Annotated in this window: 14 protein-coding genes; 9 read left to right on the forward strand and 5 right to left on the reverse strand. The window is 36.2% G+C overall.

Annotated elements, in window-relative coordinates; translation table 11 throughout:
- Nucleotides 1-24: 24 nt before the first annotated feature.
- From ACJJVT_RS14030 to ACJJVT_RS14045, 4 genes are all read left to right on the forward strand, one after another.
- Complete coding sequence (locus tag ACJJVT_RS14030) at nt 25-2,322, forward strand: FdhF/YdeP family oxidoreductase (RefSeq protein ID WP_405399518.1); 2,298 nt, start codon at nt 25-27, stop codon at nt 2,320-2,322.
- 238 nt (nt 2,323-2,560) lie between these two features.
- The gene (locus ACJJVT_RS14035) at nt 2,561-3,424 is read left to right on the forward strand and encodes a UDP-2,3-diacylglucosamine diphosphatase (protein WP_405399519.1); all 864 of its coding nucleotides are present in this window, start codon (nt 2,561-2,563) and stop codon (nt 3,422-3,424) included.
- The gene (locus ACJJVT_RS14040) at nt 3,421-4,419 is read left to right on the forward strand and encodes a glycosyltransferase family protein (protein ID WP_405399520.1); all 999 of its coding nucleotides are present in this window, start codon (nt 3,421-3,423) and stop codon (nt 4,417-4,419) included. The genes ACJJVT_RS14035 and ACJJVT_RS14040 overlap by 4 nt, the downstream gene beginning before the upstream one ends.
- A 16-nt stretch (nt 4,420-4,435) precedes the next feature.
- Complete coding sequence (locus ACJJVT_RS14045) at nt 4,436-5,791, forward strand: GH1 family beta-glucosidase (protein ID WP_405399522.1); 1,356 nt, start codon at nt 4,436-4,438, stop codon at nt 5,789-5,791.
- A 139-nt stretch (nt 5,792-5,930) separates the two neighbouring features.
- Here the strand turns inward: ACJJVT_RS14045 and ACJJVT_RS14050 are convergent, their stop codons facing one another.
- The 4 genes from ACJJVT_RS14050 to ACJJVT_RS14065 form a co-directional block, all read right to left on the reverse strand.
- Nucleotides 5,931-7,109 carry an acyl-CoA dehydrogenase family protein gene (locus ACJJVT_RS14050; protein WP_405399524.1) on the reverse strand — a complete coding sequence of 393 codons (1,179 nt, stop codon included), beginning with the start codon at nt 7,107-7,109 and terminating at the stop codon, nt 5,931-5,933.
- 55 nt (nt 7,110-7,164) lie between these two features.
- The gene (locus ACJJVT_RS14055; protein ID WP_405399526.1) at nt 7,165-7,824 is read right to left on the reverse strand and encodes a tRNA1(Val) (adenine(37)-N6)-methyltransferase; all 660 of its coding nucleotides are present in this window, start codon (nt 7,822-7,824) and stop codon (nt 7,165-7,167) included.
- 64 nt (nt 7,825-7,888) lie between these two features.
- Nucleotides 7,889-8,602 carry a LytR/AlgR family response regulator transcription factor gene (locus tag ACJJVT_RS14060; RefSeq protein ID WP_405399527.1) on the reverse strand — a complete coding sequence of 238 codons (714 nt, stop codon included), beginning with the start codon at nt 8,600-8,602 and terminating at the stop codon, nt 7,889-7,891.
- Nucleotides 8,599-9,684, reverse strand: coding sequence for a sensor histidine kinase (locus ACJJVT_RS14065; protein WP_405399528.1), 1,086 nt, complete (start codon nt 9,682-9,684; stop codon nt 8,599-8,601). The genes ACJJVT_RS14060 and ACJJVT_RS14065 overlap by 4 nt, the downstream gene beginning before the upstream one ends.
- A gap of 378 nt (nt 9,685-10,062) precedes the next feature.
- Between ACJJVT_RS14065 and ACJJVT_RS14070 the strand changes: the two genes are divergently transcribed.
- From ACJJVT_RS14070 to ACJJVT_RS14090, 5 genes are all read left to right on the forward strand, one after another.
- On the forward strand, nt 10,063-11,130 hold the full coding sequence (locus ACJJVT_RS14070; protein ID WP_405399531.1) for a carbohydrate-binding family 9-like protein: 1,068 nt from the start codon (nt 10,063-10,065) through the stop codon (nt 11,128-11,130).
- Entirely contained in the window at nt 11,114-12,235 is a 1,122-nt protein-coding gene (locus ACJJVT_RS14075; protein WP_405399532.1) for a family 10 glycosylhydrolase, read from the forward strand. Before ACJJVT_RS14070 ends, ACJJVT_RS14075 begins: the two co-directional genes overlap by 17 nt.
- 146 nt (nt 12,236-12,381) lie before the next feature.
- Nucleotides 12,382-15,486 (forward strand): SusC/RagA family TonB-linked outer membrane protein, encoded by a 3,105-nt coding sequence (locus tag ACJJVT_RS14080; protein ID WP_405399534.1) that lies wholly within the window; start codon nt 12,382-12,384, stop codon nt 15,484-15,486.
- A gap of 9 nt (nt 15,487-15,495) precedes the next feature.
- Nucleotides 15,496-17,025 (forward strand): SusD/RagB family nutrient-binding outer membrane lipoprotein, encoded by a 1,530-nt coding sequence (locus ACJJVT_RS14085; RefSeq protein WP_405399535.1) that lies wholly within the window; start codon nt 15,496-15,498, stop codon nt 17,023-17,025.
- 117 nt (nt 17,026-17,142) lie between these two features.
- Nucleotides 17,143-20,481, forward strand: a complete 3,339-nt coding sequence (locus tag ACJJVT_RS14090) for a VCBS repeat-containing protein (RefSeq protein ID WP_405399536.1) — start codon at nt 17,143-17,145, stop codon at nt 20,479-20,481.
- Here the strand turns inward: ACJJVT_RS14090 and ACJJVT_RS14095 are convergent, their stop codons facing one another.
- Nucleotides 20,482-21,915, reverse strand: a complete 1,434-nt coding sequence (locus tag ACJJVT_RS14095; RefSeq protein ID WP_405399538.1) for a sulfatase — start codon at nt 21,913-21,915, stop codon at nt 20,482-20,484.
- Nucleotides 21,916-21,942: the final 27 nt, after the last annotated feature.

Genomic DNA, 21,942 nt, shown 5'->3' on the forward strand with positions numbered 1-21,942 from the left:
TTATACATTTACTAAGTTTAGTGTATGGATGCAAAAACCGAACGCAACGTTTCATTTAGAGGCTCAGAAGAATTTTTTGATATTGAAATAAAAGACCCCATTACGCATGCCGCAGGGTATCTCGGTGTTCGTGAAGCTTTAAAACATACTTTTAAAGAAATGGGCGTTCTTAGATCCATGCGAACGTTGCTTAGCATGAATCAGAAAGACGGTTTCGATTGCCCTAGTTGCGCATGGCCTGATCCAGAACATCCTTCACCCGTAGCCGAATATTGCGAAAATGGGGCTAAAGCCTTAGGCGATGAAGCTACCACAGAAAAAATCGGAGCAAGTTTCTTTCAAAAGAACTCGGTTGAAGAATTGTCTCAATTAACCGATTACGAGCTAAACAAATTTGGGCGTTTAGTAGAACCATTGATTTTAAAACCAGGTAGTGTTCATTACGAGCCTATCTCTTGGCAAGCTGCTTTTGATTTAATTGCATCAGAATTAAAAAAATTAAATAATCCAGATGAGGCTATTTTCTATACCTCTGGTAGGTCTAGTAACGAAGCAGCCTTTTTATACGGAATGTTTGCACGTGCTTTAGGCACTAATAATTTACCCGACTGCTCTAATATGTGCCATGAAAGTAGTGGTGTTGCATTAGGCGAAACTCTAGGTATTGGTAAAGGATCGACAACTTTAGAAGACCTTTATGAAGCTGAGGTGATTTTAATTGCCGGTCAAAACCCAGGTACCAACCACCCAAGAATGTTATCTGCATTAGAAAAATGCAAACAGAATGGCGGTAAGGTGATTAGTATTAATCCGCTTGAAGAATCTGGATTGGTAAATTTTAAAAATCCACAACATCTTGGCGGATGGATCGGTGGTGGTGAAGACATGGCAGATATTCATTTGCCGGTCAATATTAACCAAGACATCCCGTTGGTAAAATTGATTCTTAAGAAATTAGTTGCTTTAGATGAACAATCAAAAGATGTATTTGACCACGCCTTTATCGAAAAATATACTGACGGATATGAGTCTTTAATTACTGATTTAAAGAATTATTCATCCGAAGAACTATTAGCACAAACAGGTGTATCCGAAGAAAAAATTAATGAAACTGTAGCGTTATTAGCGAGCAAATCTAAAATTATAGTGTGTTGGGCGATGGGGCTTACACAGCATAAAAACGGCGTTGAGAATATTAGAGAATTTATAAACCTTCTTTTATTAAAAGGTGCCATAGGCAAACCTAATGCCGGCACATGCCCAGTACGTGGTCATAGTAATGTTCAAGGTGACCGTAGTGTTGGTATTCAGCATTTTGTTGATAAGGCAATGAACGAACGTATTAAAGAATATTTAGGTTTTACCCCACCAGAGCATGAAGGTGTAGATGTGGTAGGTACGTTGAAAGCTATGTATGAAGGCAAGGCTAAAGTATTTATGTGTTTAGGCGGTAACTTTTTAATGGCTGCTTCTGACACTGAATATACCGCTAAGGGCATTCAAAATTGCGACCTTACGGTACAAGTTAGTACGAAACTAAATCGCACACATTTAATTACTGGTAAAACAGCACTTATTCTCCCTACTATTGGCAGATCCGAAAAAGATATGAAAGATGGCAAGCCTCGCCATTTTACTGTCGAAAATAGTATGGGACGCGTAAAACGTTCTAAAGGAATTTTAAAACCTGCTGCGGACACCATAATGAGCGAACCAGAGATTATCGCAAATATGGGACATGCATATTTTGGAGACAGCCATTCCATGAACTGGAAATTGTTGGGTAATGATTATGAATTAATCAGAACGCAAATAGACCAAGTAGCTAAGGGTTTCAGCAAAACAGAAGAACGTTCTGTAGGCGCAGGTTACTATTTACCAAACAATGTACGTGAATTAGATTTTAGCATGCTACCAAACGGAAAAGCACAGTTTTCGGTCAATAAATTACCCGAGCACAAATTGGCAAAAGATGAGTACATGTTAATGACCATACGCTCGCATGACCAATTCAATACAACCATTTATGGTCTTGATGATCGTTATAGAGGTGTCTATAATGCAAGACGTGTTATTTTCATGAATATTAATGATATGAAAGCCATCGGACTCAAAAAATTAGATGTAGTCGATATCACCAGTACTTATGATGAAACTATTCGAGTTGCCCATAACTTTAAGGTGGTACCTTACAATATTCCATCAGGCAATTTGGCATCTTATTTTCCAGAAACAAATGTATTAGTGCCTTACAATCATTTTGCAGACAGAAGTAAAACACCAATAAGCAAGTCGGTTAAGGTGAGATTGGTAAAGAAATAGTTAACCAATATCGCATTGAAATTCAATTATTTAACAATCTGGTAACTCAAAAATAAGTTAGCAGTAACGCATCTATTCTCATATTTTTTGAAACTTTACGGTCATATGTTTCAGTACATGAAATCTATTGAATTGACCATTTTCTCAAATGCCCTTCTTGCAAATAATGCCAAGTTGGAGGTCAATCTACCCCTATTTAATATTTCAAAATCTTTAGGTAAAAACCTCCAATCATTTTATGAAAAAAAGACCAGTTGACATTGTAGTCATTTCTGATGTTCATTTAGGAACATACGGCTGCCACGCTAAAGAGCTTTTAAAATACATGAAATCTATAAAGCCAAAAGAAGTCATTCTTAATGGTGATATTGTAGATATTTGGCAATTTAGCAAGCGTTATTTTCCAAAATCTCACATGAAGGTAATTAAGCTTTTATTAGAGTGGGTTGCCAAAGGTGTACCTGTACATTATATTACAGGTAACCATGATGAATTGTTGCGTAAATTTTCTGGCAATAGTATGGGGTCATTAAGTATTGTTAATAAAATGGTGATTCCGCTTGAAGATAAAAAAGCATGGATTTTTCATGGTGATGTTTTTGATGTTACCATGCAACATAGTAAATGGGTTGCCAAGCTTGGCGCGAAAGGGTACGACTCTTTAATTCTACTAAATAGAGGTATTAACTTCATTAGCAAAAAAATAGGCAGAGGTCCCATTTCTATGTCTAAAAAAATAAAACATAGTGTAAAATCTGCCGTTAAGTTTATAAATGACTTTGAGCAGATTGCTGCCGATATCGCTATTGAAAATGGTTATGACTTTGTGATATGCGGACATATTCACCAACCAGAAATTCGTAACATAAAGACGGATAAAGGTGAGGTTACCTATTTAAATTCAGGAGACTGGATCGAGAATTTAACCGCACTTGAATACCATAAGGGCATGTGGAAATTATATTCATATTTAGAAGACCAACTGACTATAGACCATCAAGAAGATAGTAAAGAAGAAACCTTTGTCTTAGAAAAGGCAGAACTTTTCGAAAGCCTATTAGAAGAGTTTAGAATTAGTGGAATGACACAGCAGAGTAAATGAGAGTACTATACGCAATACAAGGTACCGGCAACGGACATCTAAGCAGAGCACGAGATGTTATACCTGCGCTTTTAAAACATCAGATTTCATTAGATATTTTGGTGAGTGGCATACAAGCAGATATAAAGCTGCCCTACCCTATTAAATATCAATTAAAAGGACTAAGTTTCATCTTCGGAAAAAAAGGAGGTGTAGATGTCTGGAAAACCTATTACAGAGCAAACTCCCTTCGTTTACAAAAAGAAATCAAAAGCATACCTGTAGAAGAATACGACCTCATCATAAATGATTTTGAACCCGTAACGGCATGGGCATGTAAGTTAAAAAATAAACCTTGTTATAGTTTTAGTCACCAAGCTGCCGTAATATCTAGCAGAGCACCAAAGCCCAAAAAAAATGATAGCTTAGGCAAATGGATATTAAATAATTATGCCCCTACAAGTCATCAATTCGGACTTCATTTTAAACCGTACGAAGCAAACATATACACACCTATAATAAGAAACGATATTCGAAGTGCTACAGTTTCAAAAGGCGAACATTATACGGTGTATTTACCCTCATATAGTGATGAAAAGTTATTGCGTTTTTTAAGCAAGATGAAAAGCACAAAATGGGAGGTATTTTCGAAACACAATACCTATGAATATTTTAGCAATAACATTCATATAAAACCCATTACCAATGAAGCCTTTGTAAAAAGCATGGCATCAAGTAAAGGTGTCTTATGTGGAGCCGGTTTTGAAACCCCTGCAGAAAGTCTTTTCATGCAAAAAAAATTACTAGTCATACCCATGAAAGGGCAATACGAGCAGCAATGTAATGCCGCAGCACTTTCAGAAATGGGAGTTCCAGTAATTAAATCGCTCAAGAAAAAGCACTTAGCTAAACTGAAACATTGGTTAGATACGGATACTATTGTACCAGTAAATTACCCAGATATTACAGATGAAATCGTTTCTAAACTTCTAGAAACATCTCTAGTAATTCGCTAAAAAAAGCCCTAATCAATTGAAAGAACAAAAAGAGCCCTTTTTGAATGCATCAGACTTTGGTGACGATTTTACATGGGGCGTATCGACTGCAGCATATCAAATTGAAGGCGGTCATGATGCAGACGGCAAAGGTCGATCCATTTGGGACAAGTTTACCGAAACCCCGAAAATGATTCATAACGGAGACCACGCAAATGTCTCTTGCGACTTTTATAATAAGTACAAAGAAGATATTCTTTTAATGAAGTCCATGAATATTGATAATTACCGCTTCTCAATATCATGGACCAGAATTTTACCTTATGGCGTCGGAACCATAAATGCCGCAGGTGTAGATTTCTATAATAAGGTGATCGACTTTTGCCTAGAAAACGAAATCACCCCTTGGGTGACCCTATATCATTGGGATCTACCTCAGATACTAGAAAACAAAGGAGGATGGACAAATAGAGAAATCATAACCTGGTTTTCTGAATTTACACAAGTCTGTGCCAATGCTTTTGGCGACCGAGTAAAACATTGGATGGTCTTGAACGAACCCATGGTATTTACAGGAGCAGGATATTTTTTAGGTGTGCACGCACCTGGCAAGAAAGGACTAAAGAGTTTTCTACCCGCCGCACACCACGCAGTTCTATGTCAGGCAGCAGGCGGTCGAATACTTCGAAAATTAGTGCCCGATGCTCAAATAGGAACTACATTTTCATGCTCGCAAATTACCCCGTACAGACAGAATAAGCGAGATCAAAAAACTGCCATTATGGTCGATGCTTTGCTTAATCGTTTATTTATAGAACCAGCTCTAGGTTTAGGTTACCCCATAAATGAAGCACGGATTCTAAAAAAATTAAAACCCTATATTCAACCGACCGATATGGAAGATTGCATATTCGATTTTGATTTTATCGGAATACAAAACTATACTCGCGAAAAAGTAAAGTACAGTCTTTTGGTGCCCTACATAAAAGCTAAGATTGTAAAAGCTAGCAAACGAAATGTAGAAACTACGTTGATGGATTGGGAGGTGTACCCACCTAGTATTTACAATATGATCAAGAAATTCGAAGCGTATACTCAGATAAAAAAAATAATCATTACCGAAAATGGCGCTGCTTTTAAAGACACTATTGAAGGAGAAATTATATCTGACACAGACCGATTAAATTTTCTACAACGCTATTTAAGTGAAGTACTAAAAGCGAAACAAGAAGGCTTAAATATTCATGGATATTTCGTGTGGACATTTACAGATAACTTTGAATGGGCAGAAGGCTATCATCCAAGATTCGGATTGGTACATATCGATTTCAAAACACTAAAGAGAACGATAAAAGAATCGGGGAGATGGTTTTCTAAATTCCTGTCGAGCTAAAATAAAGGAATAAAAAAAGCCGATGCTCCCATCGGCTTAAGCTTTTATCCAAAAAACATGCACACATCTTACACGCGCTGTTCAAAGGTATAGGTACGCTCTTTATTCTATGTTAAGGTAATTATACCAAACTGTTACTTTATTGAAAAGCTGGCATTCCTGTAATATCTGCACCAGTAATTAGCAAATGAATATCATGAGTACCTTCATAAGTAATTACACTTTCTAAGTTCATCATGTGGCGCATAATGCTGTATTCACCAGTAATACCCATACCGCCTAATACCTGTCTTGCTTCGCGAGCTATTTTTATAGCCATCTCAACATTATTTCTTTTCGCCATTGATATTTGAGCAGAGGTTGCTTTACCTTGATTTTTCAATTGTCCCAACCTGAATGCTAATAATTGCGCCTTGGTAATTTCGGTAATCATTTCTGCCAATTTCTTTTGTTGCAATTGTGTAGCTGCAATAGGTTTACCAAATTGCACACGTTCTTTTGCATATCTTAATGCCGTATCATAACAATCCATCGCTGCACCGATTGCACCCCAAGCAATACCGAATCTTGCAGAATCTAAACACCCTAGTGGTGCTCCTAATCCAGATTTGTTTGGCAAAAGATTTTCTTTCGGAACTTTTACGTTATCAAAAATCAATTCTCCTGTTGCCGATGCCCTTAAAGACCATTTATTATGCGTTTCTGGCGTAGTAAAACCTTCCATACCACGCTCTACAATTAAACCGTGAATACGACCTTCTTCATTCTTTGCCCAAACTACGGCAATATCACAGAAAGGTGAATTTGATATCCAAAGTTTAGCACCGTTTAAAAGATAATGATCACCCATATCTTTATACTTGGTCTCCATACCGCTAGGGTTAGAACCGTGGTTAGGCTCGGTTAACCCGAAAGAACCCATCCATTCGCCAGATGCTAATTTTGGCAAGTATTTTTTACGTTGCTCTTCTGTACCATATGTAAAAATTGGGTACATCACCAAAGAAGATTGTACCGATGCCGTAGAACGAACACCACTATCTCCCCTCTCAATTTCTTGCATGATGAGTCCGTAACTAATCTGATCCAGTCCGGCACCACCGTATTCCTCAGGAATATATGGACCAAAAGCACCTATTTCGGCAAGACCTTTTATGATTTGCTTTGGAAATTCTGCCTTTTGAGCATATTCTTCAATTATTGGAGATACATCTCGTTTCACCCATTGGCGTGCGGCATCACGAACTAACAAATGTTCTTCAGAAAGTAAATCATCTAAATTGTAGTAATCTGGTGCTTCAAATAAATCTGGTCTCATAACAATGCTTTCATCAAAGATAAATAAAGGAATATAACATTATGCAAGACTAAAGTTACATTTTTAAATAAAACGCTTTAGTCAGGTCGACATACTCAGCAGTATAGACATGCCTTTCTGTTTCGATGACCAACTCGGTAGTATTACATTCTTGCTCTATTCTAGAGAACGCCAATAACACACGTTTTATTTCTGCGCTCGGGTTCCCTTTCACATGAAGACATTCTTTGGAGAACAAACCTAAGTCTGCCGCCATTTGCACAAATGCCTCTTTTTCTTTAAATGGAATAATTGTAGTGAACTGTCCGTTTTCAGTTAACAATTTTGAAACTCCGTCGAGAAGCTCGTTGAAAGGAAGAAACTCATTTTGTCGTGCTTGATCCCGCTGTAGATTGCCTGAAGTTACTGTTTCAGCATAAAAAGGTGGGTTACACACAATCAATTCATATTGATCTTCAATTTCATCAACAAATTCATCTAAACCGGCATGATAGCAGTATAATCGATCTCCCCATGGCGATAATTCAAAATTCTCAACACATTGCTCATATGCATCTGCATCAATTTCTATGGCATCCATTACTTCGGCAAAGCATCTTTGCGCTAACATTAAAGAAATAACACCTGTACCGGCACCGATATCAAGAATAGATTCTGGGTTGTTTTCGACATTTGTCCAAGCACCTAAAAGAACTCCGTCCGTACCAATTTTCATGGCACAGCGATCTTGGTTGACATTGAACTGTTTAAATTTAAAAGGTTCGCTCACAGTAAAATTCCTAATCCGTTAAATCATTTAATATTCTACTTTTTGCATCTGATAAATAGCTTCTACCAATAGTATATCTAATACCGCCAATTTCAACACTATTACCTTCAACAACACTAACCTTATCTACCGCAATGGTGTAAGATCTATGAATTCTAAGAAAATTATCGCCTGGTAGTTCATCTGTAAAACTACTAAGGGTTCTATGGATAATGTATTTAGCAGTTGGGGTAATGATTCTGATATAATCTTTTAAGCTCTCTATGACCATGATCTCCTCAAGGTATATTTTCTGAAGCTTCTTTTTATCGACCTTCACGAAAATTGATGGTTTCTCATCTTTATCTGACGAACCATTATCTGAACCTTTCTTTAGTTTAATAACTCGATCTACAGACTTAAAAAATCTAGGTAGCGAAATTGGTTTTACCAGATAATCTATCGCCTCAAGCTCAAAACTTTTTAATGCATGCTCTTCATGTGCCGTTGTCATAATAACAAATGGCTTTTTATGTAGTGTACTCAAAAATTCCAGTCCGTCAAGAAATGGCATATTAATATCTAAGAACATAATATCAACTTGGTTGTCTCTTAAAAAAGTAGATGCATCCAAGGCATTTGAAAAGGTGCCTTCTAATTGCAATTCTTTAACTCTCTCTATATAGTTTTTAAGCACATTTACTGCTAACGGTTCATCATCTACAACTATCACTTTCAAAATCATATCACCTTAAGCTTTAAAAAAACATTGAACATTTTATTCTCTTCGAATATCTGCAAATCATAATCACTTTTACCATAGCCTAACTCTAAACGCTTTTTTACATTCGATAGACCTATACCACCTCTTTTTACAGGATAAACATACTCTTTATTGACATTAGGTATAGAATTCGACACTTTAAAATCCATAAAACCATCTTCAACCTTTACATCAATTTTAATCTTCATTTCCCCAATATTCTTACTTGCCCCATGCTTAAAGCAATTTTCTATAAGCGGAATAAGCAACATGGGCGGTATTTTACAATTAACAAGATCGCCAGAAATATTCATATCAATCTTCAAAGAGTCATCGAACCTAATGCGTTCCAAATCTATGTAATTTCTAATACAATTAATTTCACTAGTTAAATCTTGCCGTTGCTTTTTTGTTGCATATAATAAATAACGCATCAGCTCAGACAATTTTAAAATAACTTCTGGCGCCTGGTCAGATTTTTCTAGCGTTAAAGAATAGATGTTATTTAAAGTATTGAAAAAGAAATGCGGAGAAACCTGAGAACGTAAAAATCGAAGTTCAGTTTTTAATTGTCTCTTTTCTAAATCATGTAGTTTAGTACTTTCTCTAAGCCAATCGACAGTTAACTTAATAGCGGTAAAAAATGATATTACATATACTTCACCAATCATAGTTTGCACTGCGTAGCCAATTGTAAGTGTATCAATAATTTCGTTTGCTTCTGGCATAACATCTGTACTCACCAAATAATAGGTAAGGTTGTACTTAAATAAAAGCATAACTACCAAAGCCAAAAATATATACACGGTATACTGCACGTATTTTTTGGTATAAATAAACTTTGGCATTAAATAGTAGGCATTTAAATACGCCAAAAACATATGTATAGGAAAACCTATTAAATTGGTACGTAAAGAAAGTAGAAAATCGTTGTGAATAAAACTCCACCGAAAAGTATTAAAAACGAAGTAAACCGACCAAAACAAAACATGGTGCCAGGGTTTAATTTCACTGGTGCCAAAGAATTTAGGCATACTTAAAAACTTGCGTAATCTAATATCCATAGGCTAAATACACTTCTGTTTTATAACTTAATTTGACGTTGAGCATCAATCTTTAGTTGTTAGGCTAAAATTATTCAGATTAACCAATATTTTGAAAATATTCAACGTGACTGTTTAGATTAGGTAAATAGTAAACATTGCTAAAAGTACTGAAAAACAACAATAGCATAATTCCATTTTAAAAATGAGATTAATTACCTATTCGCATCAACTTATAATATTAAAAACATCCAAAGGGAAGAACAAATTAAAGTAAAAGGATTGACTTACCTAATATCACGTAACTCTAAGTATCGCATTAATTGATATAGCGCATGTTAGCGAAAATTTAATTTCTACATTAAACTTAAAATTATGGCAATTATCAATAAAAAATCAATGAAGTCAAAAAAGGCAGTTGCCCTACTATTGTTTTTACTGTACCTAGGTGCCATTTCAATGGCAGCTCAAAAAACACCGCGTACTTACATAGCGCAGAATACCGAAGAAAATATTACGGTAGATGGAAAAATGGAGGAGTCTTCATGGCAAAAAACATCTTGGTCTAGCTCATTTATAGATATTGAAGGTATTAAAAAACCAACTTATGAAACAAAGTTTAAAATGCTTTGGGACGATACGAACATCTATTTTTTTGCTGAATTGAAGGAACCACATGTGTGGGGAACTTTAAAAGAAAAGGGCACTATAATCTTTTACAATAATGATTTTGAAATCTTTATTGACCCAGATGGTGACACCCATAATTACTACGAATTTGAAATGAACGCCTTAAATACTATTTGGGACCTTTATTTGTCAAAACCCTACAGAAACAACGGTCATATAACTGATGGATGGGACTTTAAAGGAATACAAACAGCAGTACAGGTAAACGGCACCTTAAACAATGCTTCTGATATCGATGAAGGTTGGTCTGTAGAAATCGCAATACCATGGTCGTTCAACACTGCACCTGGCGGAAAACCTCATGTACCAGAAAATGAGTATTGGAGAATAAGTTTTTCTAGAGTGAATTGGGATTACGATTTGCAAAATGGCAAGTATTCTCGAAAAAAAGACAGTGCAGGTAAATTTCTGCCAGAATACAACTGGGTATGGTCGCCACAAGAAGTCATAAATATGCACGAACCAGAACGATGGGGTTATGTTTATTTTAACAAAGACTCAAATATCACCGATTATATTATACCTGAAGACGAACATATTAAGTGGTACATGTATGAGCTTTACAGAGGTATTAAAAGCGGAAACGAAAAAGCATGGACTACCAAAAATGAAGTACTACAAACAGCACCCAAATTAATAAAAGGTAAACCGGTTATCGCTCAATTGGAAAAGAATAATTTCGGCTTTGACCTTTGGGTAAAAAGTCCCTTCACAAATAACAAATTAATCATACATACCGACGGAAAATTTGAAACCCACCATGATAAAACCAACTAAATTTTTACCTTTTCTAGCCCTATTTATCTTCACTCTGAATATTTCATGTGAAACAAAAAAAGAAACAGCAACTACAACCACCAGCGAAAACACTGAAGTGGAAAAGGAGCCTTTCAAATTTTGGACGTGGATTACAGCTGAAAAAACCAGAACCGATGCCTCATTTGACGAGGAATTTAAAAAGTATGGCGATAACGGATTAGATGCAATTTTAATTAACACCTACGGAGATCCAGAACTATTAGCTAGACTAGTACCAATAGCCAAAAAACACAATTTAGAAGTTCATGCGTGGATGTTTACCATGAATCGCCCTGGTGATAAAGTCGCAGAACAACACCCAGAATGGTATGCGGTAAGTAGAGATGGCAAATCTTGCTTTGACGAACCACCATATGTAGGTTATTACAAGTGGCTTTGCCCAACCAGAAAAGAATCTCGCGAACATATTCTTGGCTTAATAGAAGGCTTGGCAAAAGTAGAAGGTGTAGCTAGTTTTCATTTAGATTATATAAGATACTCAGACATCTTTTTACCTATTGGGTTGCTACCTAAATATGACTTAAAGCAAGAAACTGAATTACCAGAATATGACTTTTGCTATTGCGATGTATGTACGGCTGAGTTCGAAAAAGAACAGCACAAAAATCCGAATGACTTCACAAACCCAGCGATTGATATGGAATGGAAAAATTTCAGATTAAATAAGGTAAAGGCTATTGTAGACGAAGCCTATAAAATTACACACGAAAACGGAAAAATATTGACTGCAGCAGTATTTCCTTATCCAGAAATGGCAGACCATATGGTACGTCAAAGATGGGATAAATGGAAGGTTGATGCTGTTTTACCAATGATATACAATAAATTCTATAATGAAGAAATAGACTGGATCGGGTATGCAACCAAACAAGGCGTAGAAGATTTAGAAGGCAGAGACACAGAATTACATACTGGCATTTATGTGCCAGAAATGACTGTTAATCAGTTAAAAGAAGCTATACATCAAGCAAAAAGCAACGGTGCAAACGGAGTATCTTTCTTTGATGGACCTGCAATTACTGAAGAACAATGGCAGGTAATAAAGGCTTCACAAAAACCTTGATTATTGTTTCATTCATAAGATTTTACTTTTTGTTAACACGTTGTTAAGCTTTTCACAATCGTTATTAGTCGAAATTTTTTAACATTCGGTAGATTATAGCGCACCTTAAGACCGTATTATATACAACTAACTTAACTCGAACATTTATGAACAAAAAATTCTTAAGTTTTTTGACCATTACTTTACTGCTTGTTTTTCAAGGAGTAACAGGTCAAGACAAAAACGTATCTGGTATTGTCACAGACGATACAGGATCACCTTTGCCGGGTGTTAACGTAGTTGAAAAAGGCACATCGAATGGTACATCCACCGATTTTGATGGTAATTACGTAATTAGTGTTGATGCAAATGCAACATTAGTATTCTCATCTTTAGGATATAAAACTAAAGAAGTAGGTGTTAATGGTAGGTCCACCATAAACACTTCAATTGACGAAGATGCTAGCGAATTAGATGAAGTAGTTGTAACTGCTTTAGGTATTCGCAAAGAAACCAAAGCATTAGGGTATTCTTTAACAGAGGTAGATGCAGAAGAAATTGCAACCATTAAAACTCCGAATGCTATTAACTCTTTACAGGGTAAAATAGCCGGTGTAAATATTTCTCAAAATGCAACAGGTGCTTCTGGTTCTAGTAGAGTTGTAATTAGAGGTGCTAGTTCACTTTCTGGAAACAACCAACCTCTTTATGTTGTAGACGGTATTCCTATTGGTAACGGAAATAATGGTTCAGCCAGTTTATGGGGTGGATCAGATGGTGGTGATGGTATTTCAAGTTTGAATCCAGATGACATCGAATCTATTTCAGTACTTAAGGGTGGTGCAGCTTCTGCACTTTATGGCTCTCGTGCAGCAGGTGGTGTAATTATCGTTACTACTAAATCTGGTAAGGGACAAGAAGGTTTCGGAGTTGAATTCAGTAGTTCTGTAACTTTTGATAGAGTAAATACCGATTTACAAGATTTTCAACAAGAATACGGTCAAGGTATTAGAGGCGAAAGACCAGCAACACAAACTGCTGCTTTAGACGCAGGTAGTTCTTCTTGGGGTGAAGCTTATGACGGTGCAAACTCTGTACAATTTGATGGTGTTTCTAGACCATACTCATATACTGGAAACAATGTAGATAAATTCTATAGAACAGGTTCTACGTTCATTAATACAGTTGCAATAACAAGTGCTTCTGAAAACATGACCTATAGATTGTCTGCTTCAGACTTAACGAATGAAGACGTTTTACCAAATGCAGGATTAAACAGAAAATCGTTCTCTATAAATTCAAGTGCTATTTTAGCTGATAAGCTTACAAGTAGTGTAAATGCAAAGTACATTATAGAAAAGGTTAAAAATAGACCTAGACTTTCAGATTCTCCAGGTAACGCCAACTTCTCTGTTGCTTTATTACCCGGAAATATAGATGTAACAACTCTGCAACCAGCAACAAATCCTGATGGGTCAGAAAGAGGGTTCAGTACCAATACATTTTCTACCAACCCATATTTCGCAGCTTACAATTTTAATAATGAAGATGTACGAAATAGAATTATCGCTTCTACGTCTTTACGTTATGACATTTTAGACTGGCTTTCTTTAACTGGTAGAGTTGGTATTGATCATGATGTTATTAGAAGAACATCAGCAGAACCATTTGGTACTGCATACAAACCTTTAGGTGGTATTAATGAAGAAGAAAGAAGATACAATCAAGTTGATGCAGATTTAATTTTAGCTGCTGAAAAAGACATCACAGATAAGTTTGCTATCTCTGCTCTTGTTGGTGCCAACAATAACCACGTTAAATCTGAAAACCTATTCTTAGGTGGTAATGATTTTATTGTTCCTGGTTTAGAAGACATAGGCAATACAGTTAGTCAGTCTCGTAGTAGAGAATACTCTGAAAGAAAGATTGGATCAGTATATGGTTCACTAGAACTATCATACGATCGTTGGGCATATGTAACGTTTACCGGAAGAAATGACTGGTTCTCAACCTTATCTTTCCCTGGAAAGACAACTCCAAACGATGATTTCTACCCTTCTGTTAACGGTAGTTTAATTTTATCTGACGCTTTAAACCTACCTTCTTTTGTAAGTTTCTTAAAACTTAGAGGTGGTTATTCTGAAGTTGCTGGTGGTGCACAAAACCCTTACTCTTTAGCTTTAACTTATGAAATTTTCGGAAACCCAATTGCAGGTCAACCATTAGGAAGAATTACAGGTAGTACAGTACCAAACGCTAATTTAGTTGCCTTTAGTAAAAGTGAAACTGAAATAGGTTTAGATATGAGATTCTTCAACAACAGATTATCATTTGATGTTGCTTACTATAACAATGAAACGACTAATGATATTGTAGATGTAGCAACTTCATCATACTCTGGTTTTTCTGGGGCAAGCGCTAATTTAGGTAAGATTTCTAATAAAGGTTTTGAATTTTTAGTTAGTGGCTCACCAATTAGAACAGATAATTTTTCTTGGAATGTAACACTAAACGGTGCTTATAACGAAGGTCTAGTTGAAGCAACAGACGATGTTAATTCTGATGTTAATTTAGATGAACCTAGAACGCAGAATGTAAGAATTACACATATTGTTGGAGAAACTTACGGTTCTATCGTTGGGGTATCTTACGAACGTGACGACAACGGTACTATAGTTTATGAAATAGATGGAGACGGAGTACCTAGAGCAGTTGAAGGAGAACGTAAAATATTAGGTGAAGGTGTACCTCCTTTAACTATTGGTTTCACAAACTCGTTCAGATACAAGAACTTTAATTTGAACTTCTTGATCGATGGTAAATTTGGCGGACAGGTTTTCTCTGGCACCAACACTATTCTATATGGTGCAGGTTTACACAAGAATACTTTAGAGGGCAGAGAGAACGGCTTAACAGTATCAGGTATTGATCAAGCAACTGGTCAGCCATTTACTACTACAGTAGCTCCAGAAAATCTTTCTACATACTATGGTGAAATAAACGATATCGCAGAAGAGTTCGTTGAAGATTCTGACTATATTAAATTCAGACAATTAAGCATTGGTTACTCATTACCAGAGAAAGCATTAGAAAATGTATTCTTAACCAATGTTAACGTATCACTAATTGCATCAAACTTATTTTACATCAAAAGAAGTGTTGATAATATTGACCCAGAAAGTGCGTACACTGCAGGAAACTCGCAAGGTTTAGAATATTTCGGGGTTCCATCTGCTAGAAGTTACGGTCTAACTATCAATGTAAAGTTTTAAAAGAGAACTATGAAAAAATCAATATACATACTACTGTTCGCACTACTTTCTGTTGGTGCATGTGACGATGGCTTTGAAGAATTAAATGTCAATCCTACTAAGCCTACTCAAGTTGCAGCTGGCAACAAGCTAACTGCGGTAATGAAGTTTATCTCTAGTGAAAGATATGATAACTGGAGAGCAGGAATGATCTATCAATCTACCATGATGCAACATGTTGCTACAACTGCAGGTTATTGGAGTGGAGACAAGTATACTTGGAACAAAGGATACGCTTCTTCATTACTTGATAGATATTATGGTAATGCTGTTAAATCCATAGAAGATTTAACGGTACAACTAGAAGAGGAAGAAGCGCCCGAAGAGATGAAAGCTATTGTAAAAATCTTACGTGTTTTTACATATTCAAGAATTACAGATCTTTATGGTGATGTTCCTTATAGCGAAGCTGGAAAAGCGGTTATAGAAGGCATTTTTCTTCCTAAGTATGATTTACAAAGTGAAATCTATCCAGATTTATTAAAGCAACTAGAAGAAGCTTCTGCTGCTTTAGGCACAGGAACATCTGATTTTGGTGCTGCTGATGTCATCTATAACGGTGACCAAGCAAAATGGAAAAAACTAGCAAACTCTTTAATGTTACGCTTAGGTCTTAGATTGATAAAAGTTGATCCTACAGCTTCTCAAGCTTGGGCGGCAAAAGCAATCGCAGGTGGTGTTATGACTTCAAATGAAGACATCTTTTATCTTCAACATGATGCTGATAACAAAAATGGTATAGGTGAAGTTTTTACTGCAGACGGTAACCCTAGAATGAGTGATACATTCATTAATTTCATGAAAGACGCTAATGACCCAAGACTTACGGTATTAGCTTCTTTACCAGAAAACACAGGTCTAGAAGATGCTGATGGAAATGCAATTTTAAGAACTCCGGCAGAAAGACTTGACCCAGCTAATCAAGTTGGTCTACCGAATGGATTGGATTCAGATTTACTAAATGATTTAACTGGTGAAGAGGATGTTCAAGCATATTCAGAACCAAATAGATTATTGATCACGTCTGAAATTGCACCTATGATCTTTCAAACATATGCTGAAGTAGAATTCATGTTAGCAGAGGCTAATGTAAGATGGGGTCTTGCAGGTGATGCGGAAGCACATTATAATAATGGTGTTACTGCAGCGATGAAGCATTTATCGCTTTATGGTGCTGATGGCACTATCGCTGATGTTGATATCGCAGATTACCTAACGGCTAATCCTTACGATTCTACTAACGCCTTAGAACAAATAAACACCCAATATTGGGCAGCTACTTTTTTAAATGAATATGAAACATTCTCTAACTGGAGAAGAACTGGTTTCCCTGTTCTTACACCTGTAAATTACCCTGGTAATGTTACCAACGGTACTATACCTAGAAGACTTACGTATTCTGAAAGTGAGCAAAGCACAAATCCGGATAATTATGCGGCAGCAATCGCTATACAAGGTCCTGATGTTCTTACTACACGAGTTTGGTGGGATGTGCAGTAACAGTAATTAAGTTTGGTTTTTGAGTGAAACCTCTCATAATCGTTGAGTTAATTTTTATTGAGTTTGAAAAGGAGAGGAAACTCTCCTTTTTTTTGTTTAAAATAGTATCTTGTAATTATGAAAATTAGGCATTTATTATACCTCTGCTCCTTACTGTTTTTATGTTGCGAACAAGCGCCTAAAAAGATTGAGAATAACAGCACACTATTTACACTACTTAAATCAGATGTAACTGGTATTGATTTCAACAATATTATTAAAGACGACAAGGACAAAAATATATTCGCCTATGCCAATTTTTACGGTGGTGCAGGTGTTGGTGTTGGTGATTTTAATAATGACGGACTAGAAGATATTTTCTTTGCAGGAAATATGGTTCCTGATAAATTATACATCAACAAAGGCGATTTAACTTTTGAAGATGTCACCGAAAAAGCAGGTATTAAAAATTTCGATGGATGGTCTACTGGCGTAACGGTTGCAGACATCAATAATGACGGATACTTAGATATTTATGTAAGTAGAGAATTATATGACGAAAATCCCGAATGGCGCAGAAATCTATTATACATAAATAATGGTGATGGTACTTTTAAAGAAAAGGCTGAAGAATTTTTAATAGCAAATACCGAAAGAACAAGACACGCTACTTTCTTAGATTATGATAAAGACGGACTTCTTGATCTTTTCCTATTGACACAACCACCAAACCCAGGTAGTTTATCTAAATATCATGATGCCAACAATCTTCTAATACCTGAATATTCTTTAAAATTATACAAAAATAATAGAGCTACTTTTCAAGATGTTTCGGAACAGGCAGGAATAAACAAAACCGGTTTCCCGAATGCAGTTTCAGCAAGTGATATAAATAATGACGGGTGGACAGACCTTTATGTTGCAAATGATTTTTATGCTCCAGATTTTCTATTTCTGAACAACCAAGACGGAACATTTTCAAGCATTGAAAAAAGCGCCTTAAAACAAACCTCATATTATAGTATGGGTGTAGATGTTGCCGATATAAATAATGATCAAAACTTAGACATATTTGTATTGGATATGGTTTCTGAAGACAACTTTAGACTAAAATCTAACATGAGCGGAATGAACATCGGCTCTTTTTGGAAAGTAGTTGAAGATGGTGGCGGTTTTCAATATATGTACAACACACTACAACTAAACAATGGCAATGAAACATTTAGCAACATAGCTCAATTTACAGGTATGGCAGCTACAGACTGGAGCTGGTCTAACCTTATAGCGGACTTTGACAACGACGGACTAAAAGACACCTATGTCACTAACGGTTTACTAAGAGACATTAGAAATACCGATGCCGATAAAAATGTGGCGAGCTACATAAATACGACCAGGGCAAATTGGCTTCAAAAGAATCCGAACGCTCAAAATGTAAACAGTATTTGGGATATCGTTGATCTCGAAAAAGCGGTTAATATGGTTCCTTCTCAACCATTAAAAAATTATGCTTATAAAAATAAAGGAGACTTAGAATTTGTAAACAGTTCAAATGAATGGGGCTTAGATGATGAGTCTTTTTCTAACGGTTCTGCTTATGCTGATTTTGATAATGATGGCGATTTAGACTTAGTTACCAATAACATTAACAACGAGGCTTTCTTATATCGTAACAATTCAGAAACGCAATCAGATAAAAATTTTTTAAGAATAGTCCTGAAAGATGAAGCAAACAAACCAACTTTTGGCGCTAGAGTAAACATTTACACTAAACAAGGTATTCAAACTTTAGAATCTACAAACGTACGTGGCATTTATTCCACAAGTGAATCTACACTTCATTTTGGTTTAAATTCTTTGACTAAAGTTGATAGTCTTAGTATTCTATGGCCTAATGGAAATACCACAATTAAAAGGGATATAAAAGCCAATCAGTTTTTAGAAATTTTTTCTAATGATTCGGAATCTACCTCTCACAAACCTGAAGAATCAAACAAATACCTTTTTGCAGATAGAACAACGACTTTCTCTGCTCAATTTCAACATCAAGAAAACAAATTTGATGATTTTGAGAAGCAAGTATTACTACCTCACAAACTCTCACAATTCGGACCCGCATTAACTGCAGGTGATATTAATAACGATGGACTAGATGATTTTTATATTGGTGGTGCGGCAGATCAAGCTCCTATCTTATTCGTTCAACAAAAAGATGACGGCTTTAAAGAAAGTCAGACTGCATTCTGGCAAAAAGAAGCAGGCTATGAAGATGTTGATGCCCTGTTTGTTGACATCAATAACGACGGATTCAAAGATTTATATGTAGTAAGTGGCGGTAACGAATACCCTAAAAATAATTTTCATTATACTGACAGAATCTACTTAAACGAAGGTAATGGAACGTTCAAAAAAGGAGCCATACTTAATGCAAGTAGAATTAGTGGATCTGTTGTAAAAGCTGCCGACTATGATGGTGATGGCGATATGGATCTTTTTGTTGGTGGTAGACATACACCACAGCAATACCCGAATCCCGCTTCTAGTATGTTGCTCATAAATGATAACGGTCAACTATCAAATAATACTGAGCAATTATCTCCAGAATTATTGAATATTGGTATGATTACAGATGCTATTTGGAGCGATTATGATAATGACCAAGATCTAGATTTAATGGTCGTTGGTGAATGGATGCCAATAACCATTTTCGAAAATAATAATGGAAAACTTACTATAATAGATGTTGAAAATTTCAATGCATCAAAGGGCTGGTGGTTTAGTGTTGAACAAGGCGATTTTGATAATGATGGTGATATGGATTACATCGCAGGTAATTTAGGTTTGAACTACAAATACAAAACGAGCACAGACAAACCTTTTGACGTGTACTATAATGATTTTGACGCCAATGGTAACAGCGATATCGTTCTGGGGTATTACAATAAAGAAAAACATTATCCACTACGAGGTTTCTCTTGTTCTTCAGAACAAGTACCAGACTTAAAGAAAAAAATTGTCAAGTACGATGCTTTTGCGTCTATGGAGTTGAAAGATGTATACGGAGAAGAAAAATTAAAGAACTCCTTGCATTATAGTGCCGACACCTTTGCTTCGGTCTACATCGAGAATTTAGGTAACGGTCAATTCAAAATGACAGATTTGCCGAATATGGCGCAGCTATCTAACCTAAACGACATGCTTGTAAAGGATTTTAATGGCGATGGAGCATTTGATGTTCTTGCTGTTGGTAATTTATACGTATCAGAGATAGAAACGCCGAGAAACGATGCTGGAACAGGTATTCTTTTACTCGGAGATGGAAAAGGTTCTTTTACCGTCAAGCGAGGTGCGGAAATAGGATTCTTTGCTGATAAAGATGCCAAAAAGCTAGTATCGGTTAACAATGGTCAAAAAGAGTACTTTTTAGTAGGAAACAATGATGATGCGCTGCAGTTTTTTGAAGTACAGAAAAACTAATTAGTCTATGCGACCTGGCGAGCGACTATCGAATCCTTCCATATCTAAAAGTGAGTCGCCTAATTTAGCACGCATATTATCTGCTAACTTTTGAATGGTTTTTACAACATTTGGGTTAGCTGAAGCTACATCGGTTGTTTCACTTTCATCAAGTTCCAAATTGTATAATTCTATCTCGGTTAGGTCAATCATTTTGTACTTACCAGGTAAACCATCTTTACCGAGGGTTTGCCCCTTCATAGTTCTATACCGATGTGGGAAATACAACTTCCACTTACCAAATCGCACCCCGAACAATTCATTCACCCTGTAATAAAAGAAATAAGCTTCTTGCGGACTCTCATCAGTTTTACCAGTAAATAAAGACCAAGCACTTTTACCGTCAATCTCTTTTTTAGGCAATGAAGCTTGGGTAATTTCAGCAATAGACGGTAGAATATCTATTGCCATCACAGGTGCTTCGATTGTTGTTCCTGGCTTTATTTCCTTTGGATATTTAATGATGAATGGCTCCCTTTGTCCACCTTCCCATCCGGTACCCTTACCTTCTCTAAAAGGCAAAGCACTACCAGAGTGATTTCCGTATGCCAACCAAGGTCCATTATCCGAAGTAAAAATAACAATGGTATTTTCCGTTAATCCATTCTTTTCAACAGCCTTTATAATCTGACCAACAGACCAATCTAGCTCCATAATAACATCACCATAAAGTCCTCTATTTGATTTCCCTTTAAATTTATCCGACACAAATAATGGTACATGAGGCTGAGGATGCGGCACATACAAAAAGAACGGATTCTCTTTATTCCGATTAATAAAATCTACGCTACGTTCGGTAATTTCTGTGGTTAAGTTCGTTTGATCGGTAAGTGTATCTAACACCTTTTCATTTTCGTAAAGAGGCAACGGACCAAAATCGAAAATAGGACCTTGTTGCGGATGCAGTGGCCACATATCGTTAGAATAAGGAATGCCGAAGTATTCATCGAATCCTTGTTTGTTTGGCATAAACTCTTTTGCATCACCTAAATGCCATTTGCCAAATATAGCGGTTGAATATCCTTTTTGCTTCAACATCTCTGCTAGTGTGGTCTCATCAGGGTTCAACCCTACTTTACTGTCAGGCATAAAAGCATTATGAATTCCAATTCTATTTGGGTACGTTCCGGTCAGTATACCAGCTCTTGAAGCTGAACATACCGCTTGCGCAGCATAAAAATTAGTAAGTTTTGCTCCATCATTAGCCATTTGGTCTAAATTCGGAGTTTCTATATCGGCAGCTCCAAAAACACCAACATCGTTATAACCTTGGTCATCTGTAAAAATTAATATAATATTCGGCTGGTTATCTCCAGTAGCTTCCACCATTTGACCTGTAATATGTTGTCCAATAAAACAAGACAATAACAGTAAGTAATTCAATTTAGAAGTCATATAGTTTTTTTAGCTATCCGAATTTAT

This window comes from Maribacter sp. Asnod2-G09 (genome assembly GCF_045063795.1).
Taxonomy (GTDB): domain Bacteria; phylum Bacteroidota; class Bacteroidia; order Flavobacteriales; family Flavobacteriaceae; genus Maribacter.